Source organism: Rhodocyclaceae bacterium (genome assembly GCA_020248265.1).
Taxonomy (GTDB): Bacteria; Pseudomonadota; Gammaproteobacteria; order Burkholderiales; family CAIKXV01; genus CAIKXV01.
The window spans coordinates 1-17,225 of sequence record JADCHX010000025.1 but is presented as its reverse complement, the minus strand read 5'-3'; the positions used below and the strand labels follow the sequence as shown (position 1 = coordinate 17,225).

General features: G+C 67.8%; 20 protein-coding genes. 17 read left to right on the top strand and 3 right to left on the bottom strand.

Annotated features, from left to right (window positions below; translation table 11 throughout):
- Positions 1 to 783: hypothetical protein (locus ING98_20015; GenBank protein ID MCA3104162.1), on the top strand; the 783-nt coding region annotated here is incomplete at its 5' end.
- A 51-nt stretch (positions 784 to 834) separates the two neighbouring features.
- Here the strand turns inward: ING98_20015 and ING98_20010 are convergent.
- Entirely contained in the window at positions 835 to 1,638 is an 804-nt protein-coding gene (locus ING98_20010) for a sulfite exporter TauE/SafE family protein (GenBank protein MCA3104161.1), read from the bottom strand.
- Positions 1,639 to 1,697: 59 nt separating this feature from the next.
- On the opposite strand from ING98_20010, the gene ING98_20005 reads away from it, so the two are divergent.
- From ING98_20005 to ING98_19960, 10 genes are all read left to right on the top strand, one after another.
- Positions 1,698 to 1,940: a hypothetical protein gene (locus ING98_20005; GenBank protein ID MCA3104160.1), complete on the top strand. Its 243-nt coding sequence runs from the start codon at positions 1,698 to 1,700 to the stop codon at positions 1,938 to 1,940.
- Positions 1,937 to 2,908, top strand: a complete 972-nt coding sequence (locus ING98_20000; protein MCA3104159.1) for an NAD-binding protein — start codon at positions 1,937 to 1,939, stop codon at positions 2,906 to 2,908. Before ING98_20005 ends, ING98_20000 begins: the two co-directional genes overlap by 4 nt.
- Entirely contained in the window at positions 2,898 to 3,575 is a 678-nt protein-coding gene (locus tag ING98_19995; protein MCA3104158.1) for a histidine phosphatase family protein, read from the top strand. Before ING98_20000 ends, ING98_19995 begins: the two co-directional genes overlap by 11 nt.
- The gene (locus ING98_19990) at positions 3,559 to 4,236 is read left to right on the top strand and encodes an alpha/beta fold hydrolase (GenBank protein ID MCA3104157.1); all 678 of its coding nucleotides are present in this window, start codon (positions 3,559 to 3,561) and stop codon (positions 4,234 to 4,236) included. Before ING98_19995 ends, ING98_19990 begins: the two co-directional genes overlap by 17 nt.
- Positions 4,233 to 5,327, top strand: a complete 1,095-nt coding sequence (locus ING98_19985; protein ID MCA3104156.1) for an aminopeptidase — start codon at positions 4,233 to 4,235, stop codon at positions 5,325 to 5,327. The genes ING98_19990 and ING98_19985 overlap by 4 nt, the downstream gene beginning before the upstream one ends.
- 150 nt (positions 5,328 to 5,477) lie before the next feature.
- The gene (locus tag ING98_19980; GenBank protein MCA3104155.1) at positions 5,478 to 6,113 is read left to right on the top strand and encodes a YbhB/YbcL family Raf kinase inhibitor-like protein; all 636 of its coding nucleotides are present in this window, start codon (positions 5,478 to 5,480) and stop codon (positions 6,111 to 6,113) included.
- 1 nt (position 6,114) lies between these two features.
- A complete protein-coding gene (locus ING98_19975) occupies positions 6,115 to 7,200 on the top strand; it encodes a hypothetical protein (protein ID MCA3104154.1) in 1,086 nt (361 codons plus the stop codon).
- Positions 7,201 to 7,234: 34 nt separating this feature from the next.
- Positions 7,235 to 8,671, top strand: a complete 1,437-nt coding sequence (locus ING98_19970; protein ID MCA3104153.1) for an aldehyde dehydrogenase family protein — start codon at positions 7,235 to 7,237, stop codon at positions 8,669 to 8,671.
- A gap of 10 nt (positions 8,672 to 8,681) precedes the next feature.
- Positions 8,682 to 9,509, top strand: a complete 828-nt coding sequence (locus tag ING98_19965; GenBank protein MCA3104152.1) for an aspartate dehydrogenase — start codon at positions 8,682 to 8,684, stop codon at positions 9,507 to 9,509.
- A gap of 70 nt (positions 9,510 to 9,579) precedes the next feature.
- On the top strand, positions 9,580 to 10,647 hold the full coding sequence (locus tag ING98_19960) for a hypothetical protein (protein ID MCA3104151.1): 1,068 nt from the start codon (positions 9,580 to 9,582) through the stop codon (positions 10,645 to 10,647).
- A gap of 65 nt (positions 10,648 to 10,712) precedes the next feature.
- Here the strand turns inward: ING98_19960 and ING98_19955 are convergent, their stop codons facing one another.
- A complete protein-coding gene (locus ING98_19955) occupies positions 10,713 to 11,435 on the bottom strand; it encodes a hypothetical protein (protein MCA3104150.1) in 723 nt (240 codons plus the stop codon).
- Positions 11,436 to 12,127: 692 nt separating this feature from the next.
- Positions 12,128 to 13,054, bottom strand: coding sequence for a LysR family transcriptional regulator (locus tag ING98_19950; protein ID MCA3104149.1), 927 nt, complete (start codon positions 13,052 to 13,054; stop codon positions 12,128 to 12,130).
- A gap of 194 nt (positions 13,055 to 13,248) precedes the next feature.
- Here ING98_19950 and ING98_19945 point away from each other — a divergent pair, with 194 nt between their 5' ends.
- The 6 genes from ING98_19945 to ING98_19920 form a co-directional block, all read left to right on the top strand.
- A complete protein-coding gene (locus tag ING98_19945; GenBank protein ID MCA3104148.1) occupies positions 13,249 to 14,061 on the top strand; it encodes an SDR family oxidoreductase in 813 nt (270 codons plus the stop codon).
- Positions 14,062 to 14,101: 40 nt separating this feature from the next.
- The gene (locus ING98_19940) at positions 14,102 to 14,977 is read left to right on the top strand and encodes an SDR family oxidoreductase (protein ID MCA3104147.1); all 876 of its coding nucleotides are present in this window, start codon (positions 14,102 to 14,104) and stop codon (positions 14,975 to 14,977) included.
- Between the two features lie 19 nt (positions 14,978 to 14,996).
- Complete coding sequence (locus ING98_19935) at positions 14,997 to 15,584, top strand: nuclear transport factor 2 family protein (protein MCA3104146.1); 588 nt, start codon at positions 14,997 to 14,999, stop codon at positions 15,582 to 15,584.
- Between the two features lie 190 nt (positions 15,585 to 15,774).
- Entirely contained in the window at positions 15,775 to 16,398 is a 624-nt protein-coding gene (locus ING98_19930; protein MCA3104145.1) for a tyrosine-type recombinase/integrase, read from the top strand.
- A gap of 228 nt (positions 16,399 to 16,626) precedes the next feature.
- On the top strand, positions 16,627 to 16,983 hold the full coding sequence (locus ING98_19925; GenBank protein ID MCA3104144.1) for a transposase family protein: 357 nt from the start codon (positions 16,627 to 16,629) through the stop codon (positions 16,981 to 16,983).
- 69 nt (positions 16,984 to 17,052) lie between these two features.
- Positions 17,053 to 17,225: transposase (locus tag ING98_19920; protein ID MCA3104143.1), on the top strand; the 173-nt coding region annotated here is incomplete at its 3' end.

The window sequence follows — 17,225 nt, the reverse complement described above, 5'->3', positions numbered from 1 at the left end:
CGCACGCTCGAGCAACTCGCCGCGTTCGAGGCGCTCGCCGAGAAGAATGCGGCCAGGAACGCCCGGCCGCGCTCGGTCGATGAACTGCGCTGGGTGTTCGACCTGTACAGCGGGCACCATCGTGCGCACACGCCCGAATGGGAATGGAACACGCTGTTCGAGCAGGTGCGGGAAGACCAGGCGAAGGCGGTCAAGCTGCGCGCGCAGATCTTCGAGGCCTGCGAAGACGTCAATACGCTGGGTTGCGGTGGCGAGTTCGTCTTCGGCTATGTTGATCGCAGCGGCATGTTCCACATCAAGCTTCTGCCCGACGACCGCGATCCGGAAAAGGACCCGAAGTTCCTGCTGTCGTTCCCGCCCGGCCGCGCCACGTTCAAGATCATCGACCTGAAGCCCTTCGGTACGCGCATGCCCAGTTTCAACGAGATGGATACCGTGGCGGCGATGCGCCGCGCGGGCTTTCGTTGCCGCGTGCAGAGCGCCGAGCGCAAGGATCCGGTCGATCCGAAGCAGGCGGCCGTCGTGCGCCGGGTTCGCGCCGAGTACCAGCGCGCGCGCAAGGCGGTGCCCGACTTCGACGTGCAGTGCACGACGAACGATCGCGCGTTCTTCCCCGTCTTCAGCAAGAGCGGCGAAGACCTGCAACTGCTCGGCGGACACATCTCGCCGCGCCGGAGCAAGCTGCAGCTGGAAAATCCGGTGCTGATGATCACACCCAGCACGCTGTACCTGTCGGCGCGCCTCGACAAGAGCCGCACGCGCGGCAGCGACAGCACCGAATAGGGCGTTTCTGCACGGCTCACGCCGCCGCGGCTGGCGCCGGGACGGCGAGGGTCAGACCTGGCCGAGTGCGCGCACCAGCAGCGAGGCGCCGCTCGCAACCAGCAGGATGCACACGCCGCGGATGATCTGCTCGCGGGTCACGCGCGCATGCAGTCGACCGCCGAGCCAGAGCCCCGCAAACACCACCGGCAGCAGGGTGAGCGCAGTGAACAGCACGGCCGGCGCCAGCAGGCCGGCGACGACGAACACGACCAGCCGGACGGCGTTGCTGGTGCCCAGGACCGTCGAGATGGTCGCGCGCAGTGCCCCCTTGTCCTCGACACGGCCGGCGACATAGATCAGGTAGAAGGAACCGCCGGTGCCGAACAGCGCGCTCATCACGCCGCCGACCAGGCCGGTGGGTACCGCCCACAGACGCGACACCCTGGCGAACGCACGGTTCTTCTTCAGCGCGCCGCGCAGGCCGTAGCCGAGCACGAAGAGGCCCAGGCCGACCAGCAGCCACGGCGAGGGCAGCGACAGCAGCAGGGCGACACCGATCGCGATGCCGGCGAGCATGAACGGCATGAGCGTCATCAGTTCACGCCGATCGACCGACTTCCAGTGGCTGCCGCCGACGGTGATCGCCGCGACGATCTCGAACAGCGCGAACAGCGGCACCACGGCGGTGAGCGGCCAGACGTGCGCGATGATCGGCACGGCGATCAGCGCCGAACCGAAGCCGGAGACGCCGAAGGCGACATAGGCGACGAACACCACGCAGGCTACCAGCACGGCGGAGGCCGGGTCGGTGAACAGCGTGGAGGCGGACAGTGCGCCGAACAGTTCCTGGATCACACGCGATTGTCGCGGCACCGACCGGTGCAGGCAAGTCTCGCGCCGAGCTGACGCACGCCTTCCCGTAGAATGCGCGCATGGAACCCGTGCCCGGACTCATAGCCTGCGCGTACGCGACGCTCGCCGTCTGGGCGACGCTGCAGATCGTTCCCGATGAACTGCTCGCCGGTCGCGATCGCGCGAAATGGCTTGCGATTGCATGGCTGCTGCCGTTCATCGGCGCGATCGTGGTGGTGCGCCGGGTCAAGCATTACGGCACGGTGCTCGGTCCGCCGGCGACAGCGCCCGGCGAGACGACGGAAACGAACAGGAAGACATGAAGATGGACGCATCCCGCATTCAGGTGGCCGTGGTCGGCGGTGGCACGATGGGCCGCGACATCGCGGCGACCTTCGCCAATGCCGGCGCACACGCGCATATCGTCGAGACCTTCCCGCAGGCGCGCGCGATCATCCCCGAGCGCATCGGGCAGACCTTCGACAAGCTCGGCTCCGACGCCGCCGCACGCGGGCGCTACACCGTGCACGACGGGCTCGCAGGCGTGCCCTGGTCGTCGATCGACATCGTGATCGAGGCGGTGCCGGAGCAGCTCGAACTCAAACGCACCCTGTTTCGCGAACTCGAGACGCTGGCCCGGCGCGACACGCCGCTGTGCAGCAACTCTTCGGCGATCGGCATCAGCAAGATCGGCGATGGCCTCGCCACGCGCGACCGGATGCTCAACACTCACTACTTCATGCCGGCGCATCTGGTGCCAGCCGTCGAGGTGGTGAGCTCGGAGGCGACCGACCCGAAGGTCGCCGACCATGTGTGTGCGATGCTGCGTGCGACCGGCCGCGTGCCGGTTCGCGTCAAGCGGGACATCCCCGGCTTCCTCGCCAACCGGCTGCAGCATGCGCTGTCGCGCGAGGCGTTCTGGCTGATGGAGCAGGGCTTCTGCGAGGCCGAGGACATCGACGCCGCGGTGCGCTTCGGCTTCGGTTTCCGCTACATCGCAGCCGGTCCGTGCCTGCAGCGCGACCATGCAGGCCTCGAGGTGCATGCCGCAGCGGGCGCCGAGATGTATCCGCACTTCAACAACTCGCCCGACGTGAGCACCGCGCTGACCGACCGGGTCGCGGCGAACAAGCTGGGCATGAAGACCGGCGAGGGCTTCTACCAGTGGACGCCGGAGACGATCGCCGCCGAGCGTGCGCGCTACGAGAAGACGCTGGCGGCGGCGTTCCAGATCATCAAGGCGGAACTGGACGGCCAGTCAGCCGACGGAAAGCCGGCCGATGGCCAGTGAGGCGAGCGGCGGCGCCGTGACGACCCGGGTCGTGCTGATCCGCCACGGCGAGACCGACTGGAACCGCGATCGCCGCATACAGGGGCAGACCGACACGCCGCTGTCGGCACTCGGCCGCCGGCAGGCGCTGGCGATCGGGCAGCGGCTGAAGCGCGAACGCTTCACGGCAATCTATGCCAGCGACCTGCAGCGCGCCTGGGACACCGCGCAGGCCATCGGCCAGGCGACGCTTGCCGAGCGCCCCGATGCGCCGCAGCCAGTCGCCGACCGGCGGTTGCGCGAGATGGACTTCGGCGAATGGGAGGGCAAGACCAGCGCGGAGATCGCGGCGAGCCATCCCGAAGCGCATGCGCGATCGAAGCATCGCGATGCCGACTTCCGTATCCCGGGTGGCGAGAGCTTCCGCGACCTGTACGAGCGCACGGTCGATGCGGTCACCTCGCTGGTCGACGCGCATCCCGGCGGCGCGCTCTGCGTGGTCGCACATGGCGGCATCCTCGACATGATGTATCGGCACACGCACGCGATCGCGCTCGACCAGCCGCGGGTGTTCAGCCTGTACAACGCGGCCTACAACTGCCTTGAACACGAGGGCGGCCGGTTCCGGCTCGAAGTCTGGGGCGAGGTCGCGCACCTGGATGCATTGTCGGATGCCGTCGTCACCTGACGAGGTCGTCCTGGCCCACGGCCTGTGGATGCCGGCGGCTTCGATGGCGCTGCTCGGAAACCGCCTGCGGCGGGCGGGGTTCCGTGCGCGGTCGTTCGGCTATGCCAGCGTCGCCGATGATCTGTCGACCAACGCCCGGCGACTCGCAGCGTTCGCGCTTGCCGACGACCGCAAGGGCAGGGAAGGGGATGCACCGGGCAAGCTTCACCTGGTCGGGCACAGCACCGGGGGGGCGCTGCTTCTGCGTGCGCTGGCCGACAGTCCGGCGCTGGCTGCGCGGGTTTCACGCGTGGTCCTGCTGGGGATACCCTACACGGACAGTGCTGCCGCACATTCGCTGCTCCGGTTGCCGGGCGGCCACCGGATGCTGGGGCGCTCCCTGCGCGAATGGCTGGCCACGCCGCGCCCTCGGCCCGACCCCAGGCATCAGGTCGGCGTGATCGCGGGCAGCAGGCCGCTGGGGCTGTCGAGGATGCTCATCCGCCTTAGCGGCATCAACGACGGCGCGGTGTCGCTGGAAGAAGCGCAGGTCCCCGGTGCCTGCGACACCATCCTGATGCCGGTGGCGCACAGTTCGCTGATCCTGTCCGGCCGGGTGGCAGACGAGGTGGCGGCGTTCCTGCGCAACGGGCGCTTCAGCCCGGGCGCACCGCGCGTGTGAAGCGTTCGCTGGGCCTGGTGGGGGTCGGGCTGCTGGCCGCGTTGCAGGTCGGGATGCTCGGCGGCTGCGCGACCGCAGGCTTCTATGCGCAGGCGGTGCAGGGGCATCTCGGCGTGCTCGCCCGCGCGCGTGCGATCGAGGACGTGCTGGCGGACCCGGCGACGCCAGCGGACCTGAAGGAGCGGCTTGCGCTGGTCCTGCGCATCCGCGAATTCGCCAGCCGTGAACTGGCCTTGCCCGACAACGGCAGCTATCGCAGCTACGCTGACCTGGGCCGGTCGGCGGTCGTCTGGAACGTGTTCGCTGCCTCCGAGTTCTCGGTCGAGGCGAAGCGGTGGTGTTTCCCGATCGCGGGCTGCGTCGGCTACCGGGGCTACTTCGACCGCGCGGCTGCCGACCGCTTCGCCGAGCGGGCGCAGCACGAGGAAGGCCTGCAGACCTGGGTCGGTCCGGTTCCGGCGTATTCGACGCTCGGCTGGTTCGACGACCCGGTGCTCAACACGTTCGTGCGCTGGCCCGAGGCCGAGCTTGCACGGCTGATCTTCCATGAACTGGCGCACCAGCGCGTGTACTTGCCTGGCGATACCGCGTTCAACGAGTCCTATGCCGTCGCGGTGGAACTCGAGGGCGTGCGCCGGTGGATGAAGGCCGGCGGCGACCCGGCTGCCGGTGCCGCGTATGCGCGCACGCTCGAGCGCCGGGAAGCATTCTTCGAGATCTTGCTCGCGCATCGCGGGCGCCTGGCGGCGCTGTTCCGCGAGCCGCTCGACGCCGCGGCGAAGCGCAAGAGCCGCGCGGGGCTGGACGAGCGCCTGCGCACCGAATACGCAGCGTTCCGGCAGGCATGGGGACTGCCCGCGACGGCCGATCGTCCGGCGCTGCCGTTCGACGGCTTCGACCGCTGGTTCGGCGACGGGCCCAACAATGCCCAGCTCGCGTCGGTTGCCCTGTACACCATGCACGTGCCCGCGTTCCAGCGGATGCTGGCGGAGGCGGGGGGCGACATGGCCGTGTTTCATGCCAGCGTCGCCCGGCTGGCCCTGCAGCCCGGGGACCAGCGGGCCGTACGACTGGCGACTGGCGCCCGCTGAGGGCGCAGCCCGTTTATCATCGGTATCCGTCTGGCGTGTGATCACGCCGTGCCGTCCGGATACCCTGCAGGACGGCATCCGGTCCCGGCTGCCGTCCCGGAATGGACGCAGCCGGCCTCGTCATTCCGTTTCCGACCCGCGGAGCCGCCGATGAAACTGACCTCGCACGCATTCGCCGACAACGCCCCGATCCCTTCGAGGTTCGCCTTCTGCAAGCCCGACGCGGCCACCCATGCCGGCCTGTCGGACAACCTGAGCCCTGACCTCGCCTGGGCCGACCTGCCTGCGGGCACGAAGTCGCTGGTGCTGCTGTGCTGCGACCCGGACGTGCCGAGCGAGGCGACCGACGTCAACCAGGAAGGGCGCACGATCCCGAAGTCGCTCGCGCGCATCGACTTCTTCCACTGGGTGCTGGTCGACATCCCGGCCTCGCTCGCAGGGCTGAAGGAAGGCGAGTTCAGCGACTCGGTCACCGCGAAGGGCAAGCCCGGTCCCCAGGGCCCGCACGGCACCCGGCAGGGGGTGAACGACTACACGCTCTGGTTCGGTGGCGACAAGGACATGGGCGGCGACTACCACGGCTACGACGGCCCGTGCCCACCTTGGAACGATTCGATCGTCCACCACTATGTGTTCACGCTGCATGCGCTCGATGTCGAGCGCTGCCCGGTCGAGGGCCGCTTCACCGGCGCCGACGTGCGCGCTGCGATCGCCGCGCACACGCTGGGCACCGCGTCCCTGACCGGCGTCTATTCGCTGAACCCGGCCGTGCCGGCCAAGGCCTGACGTGGCCGTCGGCGGCGGAAGCGCGATCCTCGGCGGCGCCATGCTGCCGCATGCGCCGCAGTTCGTCACCCGCCCGGCCTCGGAAGACGCGGCGACCATCGCGCGCGTGGAGGCCGCTGGTGCCCGCATCGGGGCCGAGCTCGCGGCGCTGGAACCGGACATCTGGATCACGGTGTCCAACGACCACGCGCAACAGTTCTTCCTCGACTGTGCACCACCGTTCGCGCTGCATGTCGGGGGCGAGGCAAAGGGCGATTTCGCCGGCAAGGCCTTCCGCCATCCGGTGGCAAGCGAGGTGTCGTTCGCGCTGGTGCGCGCGCTGTATCGCAGCGGGTTCGATCCGGCGTTCACAAGCACGGCCGAGGTCGACTACGCGCTGGGCATCCCGCTCGCCCACCTCGGGGTGCAGGGGCCGATCGTGCCGGTGTTCGTCAATGCCTACCTGCCCCCGCAACCGTCGATGGAACGCTGCCATGCGTTCGGCCAGGCGCTGGCCGCGGCCGTGGATTCCCTGCGCCTGAAGGCGGTAGTGGTCGCCAGCGGTGGCATGTCGCACTTCCCCGGCACCGACCGCTATGCAGAACCCGACCTGGCGTTCGACCGCGCGCTGCTCGAGCAGCTCGGCCGCGGCCAGCTGAAGTCGCTGCTCGGCCTGTCCGAGGAAACGCTGGACGCCACCGGCAACATCGAACTGCGCTGCTGGGCGGTGGCTGCAGGCCTGCTCGGCGATCGCAAGCCGGACATGGTCGAGTTCAACCCGAGCTGGCACCACAACTACGCCTCGCTCGGCTTCTGGTCGCCGCCTGCGGCTCCGGCGGGGCTGCTGCACTACCCCGAGACGCGTCCGGCGCTGGTGCCGCTCACGGCGGCGCTGCATGCGCTGGCCAACAACTCGCACGCGCGCAAGGCCTACGCCGAGGACGGCGCTGCCTTCTGCGTCCGCTTCTCGCTGCCGGACGAGCATCGCGAACTGCTGAGTGCCGGTCGCTTCCCGGCGATCGTCGCGCTCGGCGTGCATCCCCTGGTGCCGTTCCTTGCCCGTCTCGCACTCGAGCGCGAAGGCCTGATGCCTGCCGCCCCGCACTGATTTCCCTTTCCCCTGCTGCAACGGATACCCGACCATGACCCGTACCCTCGTTTCCTGGATCGACGGCAAGCTCGTCGAGCCGCGCGCCACCGATGCCGCCTTCGACCTGGTGTCGCCGATCGACGGCAAGCTGCTCTGTCGCATCGTCGAGACCGACAAGTCGACTGTCGACCTCGCAGTGAAGAGCGCCCATGCGGCCTACATGAAGCACCGGCGCAGCACGATCGCCCAGCGCGTGGCCTGGATGGAGGCGCTGGCGAAGGCCTTCGAGCAGGACAGCGCGCGCATCTCGCAGATGATCGTCGACACCATCGGCAAGCCGCGCAAGGCGGCGAACTTCGAGGCCTCGCGCGTGGGCGCCTTCCTGCGCAACACGATCGCCGAACTGCTGGCCGGTCGCGGCGAGGTGCTGCCGCTCGACTCCGCGCCCGCCGGCGCCGGCCACCTCGGCTACGCGCGTCGCGTGCCCTGCGGCGTGGTCGGCGCGATCACCCCGTTCAACGCACCGGCCAACCTGCTGGTACAGAAGCTGGCCCCGGCGCTGGCGACCGGCAACGCGATGGTGGTCAAGCCGCACCCGACCGGCATCGAGGTCGCGCTCGCCTTCGCGGAACTGGCGAAGCAGGCGGGGCTTCCCGATGGCCTGTTCAACGTCGTCACCGGCGACCGCAGCGCGGCGCTGGAACTGGTCGCCCACCCGCTGACATCGGTGATCACGCTCACCGGCGGCGTCGCCGCCGCGCGCGCGCTGTCGGCGGCGGCTGGCCCGAAGAAGTTCTGCGCCGAACTGGGTTCGAATGCGGCAAACCTGGTGCTGGCCGATGCCAACCTCGACGACGCGGCTACCAAGATCGCAGCGGCCGGCTTCGAGGCTAGCGGCCAGCAGTGCATCTCGGCGCAGCGGGTGATCGTCGAGCAGCCGGTGTTCGAGGCCTTCGTCGAGAAGTTCGTCGCCGCGGCGAAGAAACTCAAGGTGGGCGACCCGACCGACCCGTCGACCGATGTCGGCACCATGGTCAGCGTAGCGGCTGCGCAGCGCGTGATGTCGATGGTCACCGATGCCGAGGCGAAGGGCGCACGTATCGCGCTCAAGCCGACGATGGATGGTGCACTGCTTTCGCCGGCTATCATCGTCGCCGCGCCCGATGGCGCACGCGTGCTGTGCGAGGAAGCGTTCGGGCCGGTCGTGGTGGTGCAGTCTGCACGCGACCTCGACGATGCGCTGGCCCAGGCCAACGACTCCGAGTTCGGGCTCCAGGGTGCCTGCTTCACCGCCAGCCTCGATTCGGCGCTGCGCGTGGCCGACGAGTTCGACTGCGGCTCGGTCTGGATCAACGAGGCGAGCCGCTTCCGGCTCGACATGTATCCTTTCGGCGGCATGAAGGACAGCGGCTTCGGCCGCGAAGGCATCCGCTACGCGATGGAAGAGTATTCGCAGCTGAAGTTCATCGGCATGCGCACGACCCGATAGGAGATCCGCGATGACAGAACCTGTTGCAGCGGCGTTCCCGGTCGGCCTGATCGGTGGTGGCTCGATCGCGCGGGTGATCGCGCGCCGGGTGGTGGACCGCCATCCGGAGATCCGGCTCGTCGGTGCGATCGACATCGATCCCGCGCAGTCTCGGGCGCGGGGCTTCGCCGAACAGGTCCCGCTGGTCGAGACGCTGCCGGCGCTGCTCGCGCTCGGACCGAAGCTGGTGGCCGAATGCGCCGGCCATGCCGGGCTCCTGCAGTCCGGCCCTGGCGTGCTGCGGGCAGGGATCGACCTGGTGGTGGCCTCGGTGGGCGCACTGGCCGATGCATCGCTCGAGCAGGCGTTGCGCGATGCCGCGCGCGACGGCGGCGCGCGCATCCGCATCCCGTCGGGCGCGATCGGCGCGCTCGATGCCATCTCGTCGGCGCGGGTCGGCGGCCTGAAGCGCGTCACCTACACCGGCCGCAAGCCGGTGCTCGCCTGGCGGGGTACGCGGGCCGAGTCGTCGTTCGACCTCGACGGCATCCGCGAAGCGACCATGATCTTCGAAGGCAGCGCACGCGAGGCTGCACTCGCCTTTCCGCAGAACGCCAACGTCTGCGCCGCCGTTGCACTGGCCGGGGTCGGCTTCGACGACACCACGGTCCAGCTGTTTGCCGATCCGCAGGCGCGCGGCAACGAGCATCAGGTGGAAGCCGAGGGCAGCTTCGGTATCCTGCGCTACCACGTCATCGGCAATCCGCTGGAAGAGAACCCGAAGACATCCAGTCTCGCGGCCTACAGCCTGCTGCGTTGCCTGCTGGCGCCAACCGACGTGGTCAGCGTCGGCGGCTGACCCGACACATCATTCGAACAGCACTCGGCGCCGGCAATCCCGCCGGCCGAGAGTGCGCGGAGGAGCATCGATGAAGAAGATCCTGATACTGGGTGCGTCATACGGATCCCTGCTGGGCGCCAAGCTGGCGCTGGCCGGACATGCGGTGACGCTGGTCTGCCTGCGGGCCGAAGTCGAGGCGTTCAATCGCGACGGCGCCCGCGTGCGCCTGCCGATCAAGGGCCGTGAAGGCCTGGTCGAGATCGATACGCGCAAGGCGCCGGGCAAGCTGGATGCCGCCGGTCCGGCCGCGGTCGACCCGAAGCACTACGACCTGATCGCTCTCGCGATGCAGGAGCCGCAGTACCGTTCCGCCGGTGTGCGCGAACTGCTCGACGCGGTCGCGAAGTCGCGCGTGCCCTGCATGTCGATCATGAACATGCCGCCGTATCCTTACCTGAAGCGCATCCCGGGCCTCGATGCGACGAAATGCCGCGACGCCTATGCCGATGCGACCGTCTGGGATTCGTTCGACCCGGCCACGCTCACCCTGTGCAGCCCGGATGCCCAGGCTTTCCGTCCGCCGGAAGAGCCGGTCAACGTGCTGCAGGTGCGCCTGCCGACCAACTTCAAGGCCGCCCGCTTCGAATCCGATGCCGACACCGCGCTGCTGCGCGAACTCGAGGCAGGCATCGATGCGATCCGCTTCGATACGGGCGACGGTGGCGCGCCGATCGAACTGCCGGTGAAGCTGCGCGTGCACGATTCCGTGTTCGTGCCGCTCGCCAAGTGGGCGATGCTGATGGCGGGCAACTACCGCTGCATCACGCCGCAGGGCATGCGCTCGATCAAGGATTCGGTGCATTCCGACGTGGCCGCCTCGCGCGAGATGTACGAGTGGGTGTTCGGCCTGTGCCGCAACCTCGGCGCCGATGCCGGCGACCTGGTGCCGTTCGAGAAGTACGCCAATGCCGCCAACGGCCTGGGCAGCCCGTCGTCGGCTGCGCGTGCGCTGTACGGCGGGGCGCAGAACATCGAGCGCGTCGACCGGCTGGTGCAGCAGGTCGCGGCACAGCAGGGCCAGCGTTCGGCGGTGCTGGACGAGATCGTGCAGCTGGTGGATGCGAAGCTGGCGGAGAACCGCAAGGCTGCTGGCTGAGGCAGGCGACCTTCAGCCGGCTGCAGTGAAAACGGCCTGCCCTGTGCAGGCCGTTTTCTTTCCTGTCAGCCGATGGGCACGCCGCCAGCGCGCAGGTGAAGTGCGCGGCGATTACGCGATAGGTTGTCGGCCTTTGCGCCAACCGCCGGCTCGACCAACACCCGGATACTCCCCACCGGGCTGCTCGACACGTCCCGCGTGCGCCCCGGTGTCGGCATCAGCACGGTCGCTCCCTGACCCAACGGAACCGAGCTCATCCAAGGTGTGCTGCGCAATACGAACCGATCCTCGCGCCCGCGCCCGGTCGTATACAGCACCACATGGCGGGCCATCGGCGGAACCGGCAGCACAGCAGTCAAGTGCTCGCCGCGCCACAGATCGAACGCCTGCCGATAACCCACCGGCTGAGGCGCAGCCAGCGGCATCCGGTCACTGTCGAGCCATATCGCTACGGGCATGAACGCGCTCGCCTGGTCCTGCGCGCTCGGGCGCACGAAACTGTCGATGCGCAGACGCAGTCTGTGGTTGACCGACGGCGCTGGCAAGGTGAACGCCGCAAACGTGCTAAGCCCCTCGGCGAACAGGAGCACGGCGGTCGCATCGACCGAGACTTCGGCGAGTACATTGGCTTGAACCGCTGCGAACGGTAGATGCGCCACCGACGCACAACACGATGTTCGGGTGGACAGATCAGACCAGGAAGCGCCCGGCGCGGCGCACCCGCCGAGGGTGCTTGCCGAAACCATCATCACCGCAAGCGCTCGTTTGCCTCGGGAAAGCTTTGTCATGAAGGCCACTCCACGCACACGACGCTCATCGAGAGTGCCACGCCTCGTCACACCGCGCAATACGATTCAACCCCAGTGTCAGCGCGTGAGGATGCATCGGCGCCAGGCACCCCGACCACGATCGCTGCACCCTGTCCGAGGAGGCTGCCGACGGCGGCCAACGCACGCGCAAGTGGTAGTGGCATCGTTGCCTTCTACCGAGAGCATGCCAACGGCAGGTATTGGGCCTGCCGACATTCTCCGACCAAGTCCGAACGTCCGCAGGCAGTCTGTAGCAGCCAGTGGAGCCGCACTGACCGCAATGCAGCGGTTGCGGTCGGTGGCGGCTTGCCCTCGAACTTACGGTCTCGGCCCTATTGCGGTCATTCAGCCCAGCAGACCGCGCCGGCGCCAGCGACCGGTGTCCGAGGTACTGCTGACGTACCCGGTGTCGGCACTGGGCCAGAAGCGCAGGGACCAGTCGAGTGACTGCTGTTCCCTGCGCCGAACTCACGCATCCGACCCATCAGCGACATCCGCCGCCCTGAGTTTGTCGCCGCAAAGCAGTCGCTGGCCCAAGCCGCTCAAGTCCGAGCGAATCCATTAAAGGAGACGGGCCCGAGCAGAACACCCTGTAACTCCAAACGCAGCGCACGGCAACCACGCGTGTTGCGAGGGATGGCGCTCGCGCGTGCGCAAGCGCGTCCGATCGATCAGATCCTCGGACTCGCGCCGAGCGCATCGAGCTTCCCGCGATACAGCTCGACGATCCAGTCTACGAAGGCGCGCACGCGAACACTCAGGTGCCGGTTGCGCGGGTACATCACGTAGAGAGGCAGCCGACCCGCGCTCCATTCGGTGAGGATTGGCACCAGCCGCCCGGCGGCAATGTGCTCGGCCAGCACGAGTGTCCGCGGACACTGGGCAATGCCAAGGCCCGCTAAGGTGAGCGCCACATGGGTGTCGGCGTCATTGGCGCTCACCTGGTGCGAGAGCTGGCGCTCGAAAGCCTGACCATCGCGCTCGAAGTCGAAAGCGAACGTGCGGCCGGTCTTGGCCGAGAAGAAGTTGACCGCGCGATGCTGCTCCAGATCGTCGGGGCTGCGAGGGGTGCCGCACCGGGCCAGGTACTCGGGCGCGGCGCAGGTGATCAACTCGAACGCGCCCAAGGGGCGCGCGACGAGCTGTTCATCGTGCACCCGGCCACCCCGGATCACGCAGTCGACACCTTCGACGATCAGGTCTACCGGCCGATCGGAGCTGCCAAGCTCGAGCTGGATCTCCGGGTACCGCCGGAAGAACTCGGGCAGCGCCGGGGCAATCACGTGCCGCCCGGCGGCCGCCGGCACGTCCACGCGCAGGCGCCCGCGCGGCTGGATGTGCCGCTGCGCCACCTCGCCGTCGAGTTCATCGATGTCTGCGAGCACGCGCTGTACGCCTTCAAGGTAGGCCACGCCGTCGTCCGTCAGCGTGAGGCGGCGCGTCGTGCGGTGCAGCAGCTTGACCGCGAGGTGCTCCTCGAGTTGCTGCACCAGCACCGTGATACTGGCCTTGGGCCACTGCAGCTGCTCGGCGGCGCGAGTGAAGCTGCCGAGTTCGGCCACCCGGGCAAAGGCTTGGAGGGCGCGCAGACGGTCCAAGGGCGGACTCCTCTATTGATCGTCTATGGCGAACAGTGTTTTCTAGTTCGGCAAGTTTATCGATGTTCTTCAGAATAATAGACTACGCTCCATCGGTTCACGGTGAGCCGAGCCCCTTGCGGAGCCTGACCATGAACACTCCCCAGTTGTCCTTATCGTCGGATCGCCGTCGCGTCCTGTCCGCCGCTGGCCTGATGGCAGGCCTGGCCGCCGCTGGGGCCGCCCGCGCGCAAAGCGCCGGCGCCGTGGCCGCCGCCAAGCCGCTGCAGGGCAAGGCTGCGATCGTCACCGCGGCGCGCAACAACCAGGGGCGTGCCTACGCCATTGCGTTGGCCCGGCTGGGCGCGGATGTCGTGCTGCACTTCCACCGCGCCGAGACCAAGGAACAGAACGACGAGACGGTGCGCCTGGTGCGCGAGCAAGGGGCGCGCGTGACCACCGTCATCGGCGACATGGCCGACGTGAGCGTTGCCAAGGCGGTGTTCGACGCTGCGCAGAATACCTTTGGCAAGGTGGACATCGTCGTCAACACCGTCGGCTACATCGTCAAGAAGCCCTTCGCGCAGCTCACCGAAGCCGACTACGTGAGGAGCGAGCGCGCCAATGTGAAGGCGCTCTTCCATGTCTTCCAGCAAAGCGCTCAGCGGCTGGCCGAGAACGGCCGACTGATCCACATCGGCACTTCGCTCACCGCCGGCAGCGCGCCGGGTTACGCGCTGTACGCTGGAACCAAGGCGCCGTGCGAGGAGTTCACGCGCATGGTGGCGCGTGAGGTCGGCAAGCGCGGCATCACGGTCAACACCATCGCCCCGGGCCCGCTGGACAACACCTTCTTCCACGCCGCCGAGACGCCCGAGTCGGCGCGCTTCGCGGCCAACCTCGCGATCGTCGGCCGTCTGGGCAAGGAAGGCGACATCACGCCGTTGGTGACTTTCCTCGCCATGCCCGAGTCGCAATGGGTCACCGGCCAGACGCTGTGGGTCAACGGGGGCTACCTGACGCGTTGACCGCATAACGTCACGTTCACCACCTGCGGAGCACAGAGCCATGACGCACACCGTCCTTCTCACCGGCGCGGCTGGCGGCTTCGGCCGCCTGATCGCCAACACCCTGCTCGACCAGGGCCACCGGCTCGTCGCCACGATGCGCGAGCCCGACGGGCGCAACCGCGACGCCGCGCAGACGCTGGCCGCGCGCGGCGCCAGCGTGATCGCGATGGACGTGACGGACGACGCCAGCGTCGCCACGGGCGTCGCGCAGGCCAGCCAAGCGCTCGGCTCGCCCGACGTGGTGATCCACAACGCGGGCGTGGGCGTGCTCGGCCTGCAAGAGGCCTTCAGCGCCGACGACCTGAAGCGTCTGTTCGACATCAACCTCTTCGGCTTGCATCGCGTCAACCGCGCGCTGCTGCCGGCGTGGCGCACCCGTCGTTCGGGACTGATGGTCAATGTCTCGAGCCTGCTCGGTCGAGTCTCGATGCCCTTCTACGGCCCCTACAACGCCAGCAAGTGGGCGCTGGAGGCCTTGAGCGAGAACTACCGCAGCGAGCTGTCGGCCTTCGGCATCGAGGTGTGCATCGTCGAGCCTGGTGGTTACCCGACGAGCTTCATCGACCACCTGATGCGCCCCTCCGACGCTGCGCGTAGCGCGACCTATGGCGCGATGGCCGAGGCGCCGCAGCAGATGTTGCAGCACTTCGAGCAGGTACTGGCGGCGACGCCGGCGCAGAACCCACAGCGTGTGGCCGACGCTATCGCGGCGCTCGTCGGCATGCCCGCGGGCGGACGGCCGTTCCGCACGACAGTCGATGCGCTTGGGATGGGCGCTGCGGTCGAGGGCTACAACCGCGCGCTGGCCGAGCTGACCGCTGGGCTGTACAAGAACTTCGGCATCGACCACATGCTCACGCCGCAACGCGGCTGAGGCCGGCATGAGAATCCACATGGGTCACAGACTGATGCATGCCGTCGTGGTGTGCGGGTCCTTGCTGTCGGGAGGCATCGTCATGCATCAGCCTGCCCATGCGAGGGAACCGATTGCCGTCTCGCCAGCCGACCACCTCGCCATCGTCGCTGCGGTCAACGAGATCGGTCTGGCCGCGGACATGCGCGACTGGCCGCGGGTGCGCACGCAGTTCGCCGATGAGGTGCTCGTTGACTACACGTCGCTGGCCGGTGGACAGCCTGCACGCATGAACGCCAACGACCTGGTCGCGAGCTGGCGAGCGTTCCTGCCTGGTTTCACCGCCACCCAGCACCTGGTGGGCAGCCACCGGGTGAGCGTGGAGGGCAAGCGAGCAAGGGTGTTGTCCCAGTTCATCGCCACGCGCCGGCTGGCCGGCGCCACAGCCGGCGAGCTGTGGACGCTGGGCGGCCACTACCGTCACACGCTGCGCAAGACGGGCGCGGCCTGGAAGGTCGACGCCATCACGATGACCTGGACTTGGCAAACCGGTAACCCCGATCTGCCCCGCCTGGCCGGCGAAGCGGCGAAGCAGGTAAAGCAAGAGACGCTGTCCAATAAGCCCTAGTCTGGGGCCGCCTGCCAAGAAACGGTCGTTCGTGTAAGTCCGCTCCTGGCTGGGAGTGTGAGTACGGAACCGTGTCCCATAGCTGACGCTGGGCCCTCGAGCTCGTCGTGAACGTGGGTTGACCTAGGACAAGATCCTCGACAGCGCTCCGGCGCATCTTGTTTGGCCCTCAACTCGATGGGAGACCATCATGGGATCGGTAGCCAACGCAGTACATCGCGAGCCGTGGAACAAGGGCAAGATCGTGGGTCAGAAGGCCCCATTCAAGGTCAAGGACATCTGGGCACTCCGGGTGCGACTGCAGATGGAAAATCGCGTACGCGAGCTGGCCCTCTTCAACCTGGGCATCGACAGCAAGCTCCGCGGCTGTGATCTCGTCAGCCTGAAGGTTAGGGACATCTGCCACGGGGATCAGGTCGCGTCCCGCGCCATGGTTCTGCAGCACAAAACGCAGCGCCCCGTGCAATTCGAAATCACACCAGCAACCCGCGACGCGGTGCAGAAGTGGATCAAGCTGGCGGCGTTGAAGTCCGAAGACTTTCTGTTCCCGAGCCGCATCCACGACTCGCCACATCTGGGCACGCGACAGTACGCGCGGATTCTCGAAGGCTGGGTCGAGGAGCTCGGCCTCGATCCCGCCGACTACGGCACGCACTCGATGCGCCGGACCAAGGCGACGTTGATCTACCGGCGCACGAAGAACTTGCGCGCCGTGCAGTTGCTGCTGGGACATTCCAAGCTGGAATCGACCGTACGCTACCTGGGCATCGAGGTGGACGACGCTTTGGAGATCTCTGAACAGACCGAGATCTGAGCGGGGCCGCCCAGCCGTCGAAGCCGGTTGGGCGGCCGTTCGTGCCGCATGCGCGCTCTGGAAGGCAGCTTTCTGCCATAGGCACGAACCGCAACTCCCGGCCAGAAGCAGACGCTGGCCAAAGGCCGCTTCGGGTATTCAGTGTCAGCCGCAGGTTATCGCGTAGTTGCAACGGCCCCTTTAGCGATGGCAGAACACAGCATCGGAGGCACGCGGCTGACGCGGCTGATGGACCGGATCTGCTCGCTGCGGGGCCGTCCGAAGGTGATTCGGACCGACAACGGGCGGGAATTCACGGGTCGGGCGATGCTGACCTGGGCTCACCGGAACGGGGTGGCGCTGAAGCTGATCAAGCCCGGCAAGCCGAACCAGAACGCGTACGTCGAGTCGTTCAACGGGCGCCTGCGCGACGAATGCCTGAACGAGCACTGGTTCATCAGCCTGGCGCACGCCCGCGTGGAGATCGAGCGCTGGCGGCGGGAATACAACGAAGAGAGACCCAAGCGATCCCTGGGTGGGCTGCCGCCGGCAGCCTACGCGAGGCAACTGGCCGACAAGGCCCTTACAATGACCGCGGGACTCTAAACCCAACCGCTACTCAAAGCGGGGGGACGTCGAATCTTCAAGAAGTATCCGGACCGACCGATCGATCCGATGCAAGTCATGAAGCAGCGCATCGACAGCCTTGAGGGCAGGCGTCGCTATAGCCAGCGGATCGGAACCGTGGAGCCGGTGTTCGGCAACTTGCGGCACAACAAGCGCCTGAACCGGTTCACGCTGCGCGGGCTGAACAAGGTCGGAACCCAGTGGCGACTATTCTGCCTCGT